Annotated in this window: 9 protein-coding genes; 7 read left to right on the forward strand and 2 right to left on the reverse strand. The window is 69.8% G+C overall.

Going from position 1 to position 13,334, the window contains the following annotated elements; genetic code table 11:
* Nucleotides 1–3: 3 nt before the first annotated feature.
* Together BJY22_RS20045 and BJY22_RS20050 are read right to left on the reverse strand one after the other, a co-directional pair.
* The gene (locus BJY22_RS20045) at nt 4–3,579 is read right to left on the reverse strand and encodes a UvrD-helicase domain-containing protein (protein WP_167208954.1); all 3,576 of its coding nucleotides are present in this window, start codon (nt 3,577–3,579) and stop codon (nt 4–6) included.
* A complete protein-coding gene (locus tag BJY22_RS20050; protein WP_167208956.1) occupies nt 3,572–6,643 on the reverse strand; it encodes a PD-(D/E)XK nuclease family protein in 3,072 nt (1,023 codons plus the stop codon). The genes BJY22_RS20045 and BJY22_RS20050 overlap by 8 nt, the downstream gene beginning before the upstream one ends.
* A 122-nt stretch (nt 6,644–6,765) precedes the next feature.
* On the opposite strand from BJY22_RS20050, the gene BJY22_RS20055 reads away from it, so the two are divergent.
* The 7 genes from BJY22_RS20055 (at nt 6,766) to BJY22_RS20085 (ending at nt 12,893) form a co-directional block, all read left to right on the forward strand.
* Nucleotides 6,766–6,963 (forward strand): hypothetical protein, encoded by a 198-nt coding sequence (locus BJY22_RS20055; protein WP_167208958.1) that lies wholly within the window; start codon nt 6,766–6,768, stop codon nt 6,961–6,963.
* Nucleotides 6,964–6,970: 7 nt separating this feature from the next.
* Nucleotides 6,971–7,366, forward strand: coding sequence for a VOC family protein (locus BJY22_RS20060; protein ID WP_167208960.1), 396 nt, complete (start codon nt 6,971–6,973; stop codon nt 7,364–7,366).
* A gap of 118 nt (nt 7,367–7,484) precedes the next feature.
* Nucleotides 7,485–10,229 (forward strand): FtsK/SpoIIIE domain-containing protein, encoded by a 2,745-nt coding sequence (locus BJY22_RS20065; RefSeq protein WP_337758796.1) that lies wholly within the window; start codon nt 7,485–7,487, stop codon nt 10,227–10,229.
* 12 nt (nt 10,230–10,241) lie between these two features.
* Nucleotides 10,242–10,919 (forward strand): hypothetical protein, encoded by a 678-nt coding sequence (locus BJY22_RS20070; protein WP_167208964.1) that lies wholly within the window; start codon nt 10,242–10,244, stop codon nt 10,917–10,919.
* Between the two features lie 17 nt (nt 10,920–10,936).
* A complete protein-coding gene (locus BJY22_RS20075; RefSeq protein ID WP_130388988.1) occupies nt 10,937–11,197 on the forward strand; it encodes a hypothetical protein in 261 nt (86 codons plus the stop codon).
* Between the two features lie 5 nt (nt 11,198–11,202).
* Entirely contained in the window at nt 11,203–12,435 is a 1,233-nt protein-coding gene (locus BJY22_RS20080; RefSeq protein ID WP_167208966.1) for a CdiA C-terminal domain-containing protein, read from the forward strand.
* Complete coding sequence (locus BJY22_RS20085; RefSeq protein WP_167208968.1) at nt 12,435–12,893, forward strand: hypothetical protein; 459 nt, start codon at nt 12,435–12,437, stop codon at nt 12,891–12,893. The genes BJY22_RS20080 and BJY22_RS20085 overlap by 1 nt, the downstream gene beginning before the upstream one ends.
* Nucleotides 12,894–13,334: the final 441 nt, after the last annotated feature.

Genomic DNA, 13,334 nt, shown 5'->3' on the forward strand with positions numbered 1-13,334 from the left:
TGCCTAGGGCAGTTGGCGTTCGACGGCTCCGGCCGGGTTCAGGAAGAGCAGGATCGGTGGGGCGGTGTTGGGCAGGATCTCGGCGTACGCCTGGAGTTGTGGGGCGTAGTAGGCGACCCGGCTGTCCAGCGCCGCCGCGGGAATGGCGTCGGTTTTGTAGTCGACGATGGTGAGGCGGCCGTCGTCTTCGCGGTAGATGAGGTCGACGAAGCCTTCGAGGACGGTGCCGTCGGGCTGGACGGTGCCGACGTACGACTCGCGCCAGTGTTCGCGGGCGGCGGCTCGTTGCACCACGTCGGAGGCGAGGGCTGAGCGGACGAGGGCGGTGACCACGTCGGCGTACTCCAGTACACCTTCGGCCAGGCATTGGGTCGAGACGGCGGGTTCGAGGCCGGAGCCGGTGGAGAGGTCGACGACCTGGAGTACGGCGTGGACGGCGCGGCCGATCGCGGTGCCGTAACGCCCCTTGGACCACGGGGGGAGTTCGAGGTCGCGGGCGGCCTTCGCGGTGCCCGGATCGATGCGGACGACGGATCCAGCATCGGGATCGTCGGCGGGGGAAGGGGCGAGGGCGAGCTCTGGGCCGGTGCCTTCCAGGCCGGAGGCTGACCTGGCCGAGGGGGCGCGGCTCGCGGCTCGGGCGGCCGAGGCGCGGGTTTCCCATTCGGTGCGGGAGATCGGCGGCGTGACGTCCGGGCTGCCGGTCGGCTCGCGGTCGGGGACCGGAGGGCTGGTGAAGAGCGTCGAGTGCGGCGCCTCGACGCCGCCCGCGGTGGCGAGCAGCTCGGCGTTGCTGGAGTGGCGGCGGTTTCCGGAGCGGTGCAGCGAGACGACGAGGTGATCGCGGGCGCGCGTCGCGGCGACGTACAGCAGGCGGCGGCGTTCGTAGTCGTCCATCTGCTCGTCGACCGGTTGCACGAGGTCGAAGTCCTCGGTCTGGACGGACGACTTGAGTTTCACGGCGTACCCGCCGGACTGCGGCCACAGCACCTGGACACCGCGCTGACGATTCGGCGAGGCGCTCATGCCGGACAGGATCACGATCGGGAACTCGAGCCCCTTCGCGGCATGGATCGTCATCACGCGCACCGCGTCGGCGTCGGTTTCAGGCAGGACGGCCTCGGCGACGCGGGACGTCTCCTCGCCCTGATGGGCGGCCCAGGCGAGGTACGAGCGCAGGCCGCCGTGCTCGACCTCGGACCACGCGCGGGCCTGGTCGATCACGAACCGGATGCGGCGCCAGGCGTCGCGGGCCCGCGGGCCGATCGCGGCGACCTCCAGCATCCGGCGGTCGGCGACGATCTTCGCGAGGACCTCGCTGGGCGAGAGCCAGCGCGCGGCGTAGTACGTCCGGCGGAGCCACTCCATCGCGTCGGCGACCGGGTGGGTGAGGAGCTGGTCGGGGACCGGCGCGGTCAGGAGGAACCTGCCACCGTTGACCTTCCAGGTGTAGAGGTCGTCGTCACCACAGCCGAACAGCGGGGAGCGGAGCGTGGTGACGAGCGCGAGCTGGTCGCTCGGGTCACCGAGCGCGCGGGCGCAGGCGAGCAGGTCGCGGACCTCGGCGGTCTGATAGACGAGTGAACTGGCCTCGGCACGGTACGGGATGTCGGCGCGGTCGAGCGCGTCCTCGAGGAACGGGAGCGAGGTGCGGGCCGGGACGAGTACGGCGATGTCGCCGGCCGCCGCGGGGCGCCAGGTCTCCGCGCGGTCGTCGTACACCAACCAGCCGTCGCGGAGCGCCTCCTCGATGACCGAGGCGACGTCGGTGGCTTCGCGTTCGCGCAGGACGGAGGCCTGGGCACGCGGGAGGTCGCTGTGCGGCTCGGCGCCGAGGATGGTGACGGCGGGACCGGCGCCGGGTGTCTCGGGCTCGGGTGGTGGTTCTTCCAGCGGTACGTCGACGGCGCCGTCGGCCGCGCGCCGACGGAACGGCAGCACCGCGGCGAGGTCGCTGACCTGCTCACCGGGGGCGGCGGGGTCCGCATCGGTGTTCGTGTCGAAGGGAGCGGGCTCGTCGAAGAGTGACGGCTCGTCGAACATCGAGAGCTGGTCGCCCTTGACGGGCTCAGGGGGTTGCGAGGACGGCGCGCCGTGGCGGGTTGGGGCGCCAGGGCGTGAGGTGCGGCCGGGATCGTTGGACGCGGTGACAGCAGGGGCAGTACCGGTCGAGGCGCCGGGGTTCGTGCGATGGGGGGAGAGGGACTGGTACGACGGTTGAGCGGATTCGTGGGGCTGGATGAGGGTGGCGAACACGGTGTTGATCCACTGCAGGATCGGTGGGACCGTGCGGAAGTTCGTGGTGAGAGCGACCGTCTCGCCCAGCAGGTCCTGCGCGTTCAGGTACGTCGCGATGTTCGCCCGCCGGAACCGGTAGATCGACTGCTTCGGGTCCCCGACGACGAACAACCTCCCCTCGGGGACCTCCACGTCGCGCCAGTCGTCCGCGTCGGCCTCCGCGCCGCCCGCGATCCGGACCGCCAGCTCGATCTGGATCGGGTCCGTGTCCTGGAACTCGTCCAGCAGCAACCGCTCGAACCGCTCCTGCAGGTCGGCCCGCACATTGGCGTCCCGCCGCAGCAGATCGCGCGCCAGCACGAGCAGGTCGTGGAACTCGAGCCGCCCGTCCGCGCGCCGCAGCTCGGCCGACTCCAGCACCCGCTCCGCGATCCAATGCGACAGATGCCGCAGGCATGCATCGAGCAGCAGCTCGACGAGCGACGCCGCGACCTCGACGACCTCGGTGCAGTCGCCGCGGACCTTGGCGATGTCCGGCCAGTTCTCCTTACGCCCGATCCGGCCCACCTTCAGGCCGCGGAACGTCTGCAGGATCGCGAGCTGCGTCTCCTGGTCGGACGCCGCGTCCAGCATCAGGCCGAGCTCGCGGATCTGCTGGACCTTCGGCAGCAACCGGTCCTCGGGATCCATGCAGGATTCCGCCGCGGTGCCGATCTGCGCGGCCGCGGCGACCAGACCGGTCAGGTCGGGCATCGACACCAGCTCCGGCGGCTCGACGAGCACCCGATCGGCGATCAGGTCCCAGTCGTTGCCGAACAGCCGCGCGAGTGAGCGCAGATGCTTCAGCTCGACACCGACCGCCATCGCGAGCAGCAGCGGCTCGGCGATCGAGTCGTCGTCGAGCAGTTGCTGCTGCAACTCGGCCCAGCGTTCCTCGAAGGCGACCGACGAGCCGACCTCGTCCAGTACGTCGATGAGCGGTGGCAGCCCCGCCTCGATCGGATGCGCGAGCAGGATCTGCTGCGCGAACGCGTGCAGCGTCCCGATCGACGCCGAATCCAGATCGTCCAGCGCCGCGTCCGCGAGCTGTCCGACGTCGCTCCGGCGCGCCTTCTCGAACTCGACCCGCAGCCGGTCCCGCAGCTCCGCGCCGGCCTTCTCGGTGAACGTCACGGCAGCGATCGTCCGCAGCGGTACGCCGTCCCGCAGCACGAGCGTGCTGACCCGCTCGACGAGCGCATGCGTCTTGCCCGACCCGGCGCCCGCCTCGACGAAGAGGGTGGTGTCGGTGTCGGAGCGGATCCGGTCGCGGGCCGGACCGTCCAGCAGCTGTTCACTCATCGCCGGACTCCAAAGCGGTCGGGTCGATCAGCCGGACCAGGCGTTCCAGCACCGGGTCGTGGCGTTTGCGGTCCCAGCGCGCCCGGACCTCGCTGTGGCCGAGACCGTCCGGGTTGCAGTACGGGCACTGCACCCAGAGGAAGTCCGGTACCTCGGGCGCCTTCGGCGGGAAGTACCCGGCCGCGATCGAGGACACGATCACGTCGAGCGTGTCGACGTACCGGGCCTCGACCTCGGGGGTCAGCGGGACCGGGATCCGTTTGCCGCCGCGACGGACGAACCAGTACGACGCCTCGACCGGTGTGGACGGCTCGCCCAGGCGGGCGCGGGCGGCGTACGCGTAGACGGGCAACTGCAGCTTCGTCCCGCCCGCGACCGGGTCGGACTCGATGCCCTCGTAGCGCGAGAAGCCGCCGGTTTTCACATCGGTGACGTAGATCGTCCCGTCCTCGCCGAGATCGACCTTGTCCGCCGAACCGCGCAACAGCACGCGCCCGGACGGCACCGGGATCTCCACCGGCGGCTCGCCGTCGAACCCGAACCGCAGCTCGCTCGCGACGACCGACGCGGACCGCTCGGCGCGCCACCGGTCGTCGTCGGTCAGCATCACCATCAGGTCGCCGAGGATGCGCATCCGCTCGCGCTGCCACAGCCGCGGATGTCCCGTCAGCCCCTCGGCCTCGAACTGGTCCGCGAGATCCGCCCCGATCACCAGCAGCAGCGACCGTTGCTCGTCCGTCCACGGCTCGCCGTACCCCGGCAGCGAACCGGACAGCCGTTGGACGAAGGCATCCAGGCTGTTGTGGATCAGGTTCCCGATCTGGACCGGCGAGATGACGAGCAGGTCCTCCGGCGCTTCCAACGGCTCCACCTGGAGCAATCGCTCGACGAAGTACGCGTGCGGGCACGTCGCATACGACTCCAGCGACGTCGGCGAGGCGATCCGGTCCTCCACCGCGAACTCGGGCAGTCCGGACACGCCCGACAGATCCCCGTCGAAGCGGGTGAACGCATTCGAGGCACGTCCGCGCAGCATCTCCCGCGCCCGGACCAGGACGCCGTCCTGCACCCACAACCGCGCCGCCGCGGCCCGCGTCTGCCACTCCTGCTCGGTCGCCGGCATCGTTGCCGTGGTCAACGAACCGGCGTACGACGCCGACGTCCGCAACACGTCCTCGTACCTGTCCCACTGCGTCGCCGGCAACGCGTGATCGCCCGTCAGCTCCCGCAACGACCCGAGCAACCACCGCGTCGGCAACCGCCGCGACGACCGCCGCAGATCGCCGCGCGGGAAGGACGCCACCACTCGCGCACCCGCCGAGAACGCGACCAACAGGTGGCGCTGCTTCTCGTCCAACCGGTCCCGGAACGACGCCAGCTCCGGCGCGGCCGCCTCACGCACCCGGTGGGGGAGCAGCGCGTCCTCGTGCACCCGCCCCGGATACAGGTCCTCCGACAGACCCACGACGTACACGATGTCCGCCGACAACCCGACGCTCGCCGACAACGGCGCCACCAGCACGCCTGTGCCGAACGTGCCGACCCGAGGCAGTGATTGCTGCAGCTCGAGATCCAGGACGTCGCGTAGTACCGCGAGGCTCGCCGGCGTCCCGAGCTCGTCGAGCGTCGAGAGCCCCTTCAACGACCCCTCGACCGCGGCCGCGGCGTACTGCTCCTCGATCGGCAACGACGAATAGTCTCCGAGCAAGTCGTGAAAGAGCTGCAGAACCCCGGCGGAAAGGTCCGCCCAGGTGTCGAGCTCCGCCAGCTCGTTCAACCGCCGGCGCAGAGTGGAAGCGAACGCGTGCAGTCGCTCGGCCGTCGTCGCGTTGTACTGCGCGCGCCGTACCGCGGCCGGTCGTGGATCCTCGGCCGCCTCCTCCTGATCAGCGGTCCGCCGCTCGGACTCGGCGTACCGCGCCAGTCGCGTGTCCCAGTCGTCGCCACGCACCACGCCGGCTGCCCGCGACATCCGCTCCCACTGCGGCACCGGGATGCGCTGGCCGGTGAAGTCCCGAGTCGGGGCGTTCGCCAGCGCGCGGAACACGTCGGCCCGCGGCAGATCCTGGTCGACGAGCGCCAGTACTTCGAGGAGCGTTCGCGCGATCGCGCGCTCGTGCACCGGACGCGTACCCGGCCCGTTGACCTCGATCTTCGCGGCGCCGAGGTGCTCGTGCAGCAGGCGCGCGTACGGCGAGGCCGCGGCGTACAGGACTGCGATCCGGTGCGCCGGTGTGTGCTCCAGTGCCGACACGACGTCGCGGACCACGCACCGCACCTCGTCGTCGGCGTCGGACGCGTTCAGGATCTCGGTCGCGACCGGGTAGTTCTTGGAGATCGACCGCGGCAGATCGATCCCGATCCGCGTCAGCGACCGCCGAACGGCCCGGTCCGCCCGGCGTACGTCGGTCAGCCCGACGATCACCGTGAGATCTGCCGCGGCGTCGCCGAGCGCTGCCACGAAGGCGGCCTCGGCCTGAGTCAGCTCCTGCGGCAGGTACAAGACCAGGGCGCCCAGCTCGTGCACCGTCGACGGCGATGCCGCGATCCGCGCCGCGGCGGCGCGCAACAGGTCGGTCTCGTCGTACCAGTCCGCGGCGAGCTCGGCCGTGACATGGCGGTGCAGGCGGATCAGATCGGGGCCGAGCGCGGACGCCTGCGCGACGTTGTCGAGCGCCGGATCGGTGAGATCGCGGAGCTCGCGATGCGCGGAGGCAAGCGCTTGGATGGTCGACGGATGCCCGGCGACCTCCTCGAAGATCCCGGGCGCCTTCGCGAGCGCCGTACGCCAGGTGGCCGCGACGATCGGCCGGGTGGCCGGGCGGCGCGGGCTCAGTAGACCGGCGGCGATCTGCTCGGCCAGGCGCTCGAGGGTCGCCAGGTACAGACCGCCGACAGTGGAGCGGGCGAGGTGCCGGCGGGCGACGACGCCGGCCAGGTTGTTCGGCAGGAGCAGCGTGACAGGTGTCATCGGATCGTCGGCCTTGAGGCGCGCGACCACGGCCTCCAGGCGCTCCAGAGCCGCGGCGCCGTACGCCGTGCTCTCGATCCGGGTGCTGCTCACCTCGAAACCTCCATCTGATGACTGTCAACGGAGACGGTAGACCTTGCCACAGACAGAAAGGTGACGGGGCGCGAAACGCCAAGGTTTCTGCAGGGTCGGCGGCGGCCTCGCACAATGAAGAAATGACCAGCGAGACGAGGTTCGCGCGGATGTTGCTCGTGCTCGTCCTTGCGCCCGCCGGCGGTCTGTTCGGCAAGGCCGTCGCCGAGGCCGCGCAGGTTCGTCCCTGGTGGCCGTGGGTCCTCGCGGCCCTCACCTGGTTGCTGGTTTGCGGTGGGATCGCGATGGCCGTGTCGAGCCATGCCGACGAGCACAGATAATGCTCCGATGGCCGCCGCGGTGCATCACGTCGAGATCTGGGTCCCGGACCTGTCCCGGGCCGTCACGAGCTGGGGCTGGGTCCTCAACCGGCTGGGCTGGAAGGACGGTGACGGCTGGCCGGGCGGGATGACCTGGACCGCTCCGGACGGGTCATACGTCGTGGTCGAGCAGAGCCCGGCGATGTCGGCGTCCGAACACGACCGGATGCGCCCCGGGATGAACCATCTGGCGCTGAACGCGGCGAGCCGGGCGGAGGTCGACGGCATCGTCGCGGAGGCCGCTGCACACGGCTGGACGCTCATGTTCGCCGACCGGCACCCGTACGCCGGCGGACCGCAGCATTACGCCGCCTTCCTGCACAACACCGACGACTACGAACTCGAGATCGTCGCTCCGGATTAGCAGGTGAGACTACTGATACCTGGAGTGACCACTGGGGCCACTGGTGTGACACGATTACGCCACGCAGTCAGTGACGCAGTCAGTACGGTCGCGGGGCAAGTGTGGAAGGACGATGCTCGTGACGGAGAAGCCTGACGGGGGAAGTACGCCCGGTCCGGCCGCACCGGAGCTCCTGGAAGCGCGGATCCGCGGTTTGCAGCACGCGCTGGCGCAGCTGCTGGACAACGCGCGGCGGCTGACGTACGGCGAGCACCAGCGCGCCGTGAAGCTGCATCGTCAACTGCAGGAACAGACCGCGGCGGCCCGCCGCGAATCGCGGTCACTGGTCGACGCCAAGACCGCCGAGGCGCTGGCCGAGGCCGAGCCGAAGGCGAGACTGCTCGCGGACCGCCTGGCGCCCGGACTGGCATCGATACCGCCCAACGACGCACGCTGGCGTTCGCGTCAACTGGTCGGCGCCGGCGTCCCGTCGTACGTGCGTGTCGGCCAACTGGACACCGGCACGCCGGTGGTCGCGCCACTGCTGCGGACGAACGGCTGGAAGGTGACCGGCGACCGCAACGAGTCCGCCCGCCGCCTGCTCCAGAGCGTCGCGCTGAGGCTCGTCGCGGCCGCGGAACCGTTCCGCCTGCGCATCGACGCGTTCGACCCCAAGCTGACCGGGATGATGGGGTTGCTCGGGCACCTCACCACGAAGTACCCGCAATTGGTGCCCAGGGCAACACACACCGCGGAGCAGTTGCACACCGTCCTGTCCGGCCTCGTCGACGTGTCGTCGCTGCGCGCGAGCCGGCAGGCGCAGCTCGGCCACGAACGGTTCGAGGATCTGCTGAAGGAGACGGGGCAGGCCACCGATCCTTATCGGCTGGTGATCCTGTTCGACTACCCGTTCGGCATCGACACGCTCGCCCAGCGCGATCTGCTCCGGCTGGCCGCGACCGCCGGCAAACGCGGCATCTGTTTCCTCGTGCACTACGACGCGTCGACGGCGGCCGAGCTCGACGTCGACTCGAAACAGTTGCTCGATCTCCTCAATCCGGTCGCGATCACCAGCGATCGGGTCGAGGTCGCGCAGCTTCCGCCGGCGCGGCTCGATCCGCCGTTCGACGCGACTGTTGCCGCGGGCATCTGTGACGTCATCGCCGAGCAGGCCGAGATCGCCGTCCTGCCGACCATCGACTTCGAACGGACCCTGCCGGCCCGCTCCACCTGGTGGCGGCCGGTCAAGGACGAGATCGGCACGGTGATCGGGTACGACGACCGCACACCGGCGCTGGTCCGGCTGCGCAGCGGGAACCCCGCGCTGCCGCACGTCCTCGTCGGCGGCGCGGTCGGTCAGGGCAAGTCGAACCTGCTGCTCGTGATGATCCACGGTCTCGCCGCGCGGTACTCCCCGGCAGACCTGGAGATGTACCTGCTCGACTTCAAGCACGGCGTCGAGTTCTCGGCGCTCGGTCCCGGCCCGGACCGGCCGCACTGGCTGCCGCAGATCCGGGTCCTCGGAGTGCACAGCGATCGCGCCTTCGGTCTCGCCGTACTGCGTCATCTGTCGGACGAGCTCGCCCGCCGCAGCGAGATCTTCAAATCGCACGGGAACGTGGCCGACATCGCCGAGCTGCCTCCTGGCGCCGATCGGCCGCCGCGCATCCTCGTCGTCCTCGACGAGTTCCAGGTGCTGCTCGAGGACGACGACGAGCTGGCCGACGAGGCCGCGAAACTGCTCGAGCGGCTGGTCCGGCTGGGCCGTGCGTACGGCGTACACGTGGTTCTGGCGACGCAGACGATCGAGGGCGTGAAGCGGCTGTCGACGCGGCGGGACTCGATCTTCGGGCAAGTGCCGTACCGGATCGCGTTGAAGACCACGCCGGCCGATTCGCAGGCGATCCTGCGGAGCGGGAACACCGCGGCGGCCGAGCTGCAGTTCCGCGGCGAAGCGGTGCTGAACGCGAACTTCGGGTCGCCGGACGACAACCAGCACGTGCTGGTGAGCTTCGCGGACAAGGCCGTGCTGGACTCGTTGCGCGCCGAGCTGTGGTCGCAGGCCGGCTCGTCGATGCATCCGCCGCGGGTCTTCCATCTGGCGGAGCCGGCGCGGTTGACGGACACCGCCACGGCGGTCAAGCCCGAGCTCGGCCGGCCGTGGACCGGGTTGCCGATCGCGGTGACCGAGGAGCCGGTGTGTGTCGAGGTACAGCCGGAGCCCGGCGCCGGAGTGCTCGTGCTGGGCGACGGTCCGGCGGATGCGCTCGGCGTACTGACCGGCCTGGCGGTGTCGACGGCTGCCGCCGCGGTGGAGCCGCCGCGGTTCCTGTTCGTCGACGGGACGAACTCGGCGCCTGCTGTTGCCGAAGGCAAGGATGCGTTGGTGCAGGTCCTGCGGGAGCTCGGGTGCGAGGTCGAGACCGTGGACAAGCACGACGACATCGCGCCGCGGTTGTTCGCGCTGCGGGACGCGATGCGCAACGGGGAGGCCGCCGGGACGTACCTGCTCGGCTTCGGGTTCCACGGCGTACCGCGGATGCAGGTGCATGCCGAGGGGTTCTTCGAGAGTCCGGCGAACGCGTTGCAGGACATCGTGCGGGACGGGCCGGCGCAAGGGCTGATCACGTTCGGGTGGTGGAACCGGCTGCATGTCTGCACCGAGCAGCTCGGGTACGGGCGGGCCAACGTGGCGACACATCTGTTCCTGCGGCATCCACAGGACGGCGTCCGTGCGGTGGCCGGCCCGCTGGTGCGATGGGCGTCCGAGCCGCATCGCGCGTTGCTGTGGGACGGCCTGCATCCCGAGGCGCAGGTCGTCGTACCGTATGCCGCTCTGCGGTCGGACGAGGTGGATCGCGCGGTGGAGTTGGTGCGGCGATGAGGTGTTTCTGAGATGAAGACCCAAGAGCAGGAATGGTCCGAGTACACGCGCGCGCTGCGAACGGTGGCGATGGCGCGCGCCGACGCGCAGCAGGCGCAGGACCGGTTGACCGCGCACAAGTCCAAGGCCGAGGCGACCGCGGCCGCCGAGGCCGACGCGATGGCGGAGCGTGGACGGAAGCTGCAGACGCGGCTGAACGCGCTCGCTGAGAAGGCGGCGGAGAGCCTGGAGCGGGCCGGGCTGCCCGCGGAGGGCAAGCGGGCGAACCACACGCTGCCGGAGATCCGCGCGCTGAACGACATCGAGACCGTCGCGGAGCGGATCACCAAACAGCTCGCCGAGACGGTCGACCAGTTGGAGGAGGTGCGTACCCGGGCCCGGGCGCTCCAGGAGCAGCGCAAGCGGCGTACCATCAGCGCGGTCCTGGCACTGGTCGGGTTCGTGCTCGTGTGGGTGTTCAGCGGTTCGTTCCTGGCAGGTGTCGAGGCAGCGGCGATCGCCGCCGTCACGATGCTGGCCGCGTCGCGGGTGCTCGGGTTGCCGCGGTTGCCCGTCGCGCGCTGGTGGGGCTGGGGTGGTGCGATCCTCGTCATCGTCGGTATGGCGGCGGGGTTGCCGTGGTGGCTCGGCATCCTGGTGCCGGTCGTGGTGGCCGGTACGGCGATCGTGCTGCCGAAGAAGCGCAACTAGTTTGGGAGTGGGTTGACGTGTCCGACGTACTGCGGCTCAAGGAACAGCTGCACCAGGTCTCGATGGAGGCCAAGCAGGCAGCTGGCGGCCTGGCCGGGTTCAAGCTCCGGTTCACGCAGCACAGCCAGCTGGTGGAAAGCCTGATCGCGGGCACCGCGACCGGTATCGACCGCGACATCACCGAGATCCTGGAGGCCGCGAGCAAGGCGGTGGAACAGGCCGCCGAGGCGCTCGAGATCGCGTCCGCCGGCTGCAAGAACTACGCCGACCAGATCTGACTGTCTTGCCGTCCGAGCTGCAGCGGGTCGCCCGCGGCCTGGTCGACTGCTTCGACGAGATCCCCCGCGTCGTCGACCACCTGCTGCGTACGGCGGCCCGCTGCCGCGAGAACGCCCAGGTCGCCCTGATCGCGTCCCGCGGCCAGGCGACCGTCGCCGCCCAGCAACTCGACGCCGCCGCCCGCGCCTGTGAGGCAGCCGCCCACTTCCTCTCGATGGCACCCCCGAAGGCCCGCAACTGGGCCGAGGCCCTCACCGGTACGTCTGGCCCCTCCACGAACCGCCCGTCGTCCGACTCCGCCGACCGCAACAAGCTGACCAGCGGCGGCCCCGCCGCGGAGATCCGTACGAAGCGTCTCGTCGTCGACTACGAGGACGTAGAAGTTGCCGAAGACAATGAGCCGCCGCTGATCACGGTCGCCCGCAAAGCCTTCGAGAAATACCACAAGGCCCACGAGAACGACGACGAAACCGAAGAACGCGAACCCCTCGAACTCGAGATCACCGTCACCGAAACCGGCGACCTCACCATCGAAGAACGAGACGAGAAGGAAGAAGAGAAGTGCGCCGAACGACTCACCGGCGACTTCGAAATCGGGCCAGAACTCACCGAGGCGGTCAAGGACCTCCTCGAATCCATGACCGAGTCCGAAGACCAGAAGTGGCAGCACGCCACCCTCACCATCACTGCCGACCGCATCGAAGCCACCTTCGACCACGCCGACGAGCCTCAGTTCACCCCCATCGTCGTCGACATCCAGCTCCCCGACCTCCCCCGACCCGACCTGGACTTCGACCCGAGCTTCGACCTCCGCCCCCTCGAGTTCGACTTCGCCCCCGGCGTGAACGACCCGCTGGGCGTCTTCAAACCCCACGAGCGGGTTGTTGCCGATCGCCTGGCCGAGGAAGGCTGGCGGATCGACGCACGGAAGCCGGATCACGGATCCGGACAGACGAATCCGGACGCGACGGTACGCAAACGTGGGCACGAGCGCGGAGTGATCGTGGAGTTCAAGACGCCCAACACGAACGGCACCAACACCGTCAAACGGAACATCTGCGACGCCAGCAGCCAAGCCGGGGAGATTGTCATCGACGGGCGGGGTATCGACCTCTCAGAGGCTGACGCCTCGCGCGCCTACCGGCGGGCACTCGGTCAGCCCGGCAAGACTGTTGCCGACGTCGTCCACCTCATCCTTGGCGACGGTCGGCTGGTCAGCTATCGAAAGGAGAAGTGATGTCGGTCGTCGACAGTGTCTTCCTGGCGGTGTCCGGTGCACCGCAGGAGATAGGTGACTGGTTGGTCGAAGGTGCTGGCGCCGAGGTCCTGGTGACCGAGGCGGAGACGGTTCGGCTGCGGATGCACGGGGAGATCGAGCACGACTGGTTCGGAGTGGTGGTGCAGCCGAACGGGTACGTCGCGCCGGAGCCTGAGCCGGACGAGGTGCAGGCGATGGATCGGTACCCGATCGAGGTCCAGGTACGCGGCGGCAGTTCAGATGAGGTCCTGCACCGGGTGGCGCGGCGACTCTTCGACACGCTCGTCACCGCGCGCCCCGACGTACCTGCGCTGCTCGTGCACAATCTCGACACGCTCGTGTCGGCTCATCTGCCCGGTGTCGCCACGCACTCGTTCGATCCGCCGATCACCCCGGACGTCGAAGACATCGACACCTGGCGCCCCTGGGTCGTGTGAGTTGGCGACCCTCGTGAAGGAGCCGTCACGGCTGACAGCGACGAGATCGTTCTGGCGCTGGACGAGCCGGCGCCTGGCGGAGAGGGCCGCGGGGGTGCTGGGGTTGGAGTTCAACGGGGATGTGCGCCCCGAGACGGGCGAGTTCCAGCACGAGGGTCGCGTTCGTAGGTCGGATGGGGTGTTCGGGGTCCGCGCCCGTGGGTCGTCCGCTGGGGGATAGTCGGCTCTCTCAACAGGTAGTGCACCGCGAGACGGTGTACACGCGCAGGCGATCACGCGTAGGTGCACTACCCAGCCGCGCGACACCTCCTGTCGAGCTGCAGATCGCTGCGTCGTACAACGGCCCAGGGCCCGTCACCGGTGGCGTCCCGTTGATCGTCGGGGTCAACCGCTCCCACATCCGCCACAACTGCCGGTTTTCAGGTGGTGACCCGAGTTGTT

Origin of the sequence: Kribbella shirazensis (assembly GCF_011761605.1) — a bacterium.
Classification (GTDB): domain Bacteria; phylum Actinomycetota; class Actinomycetes; order Propionibacteriales; family Kribbellaceae; genus Kribbella; species Kribbella shirazensis.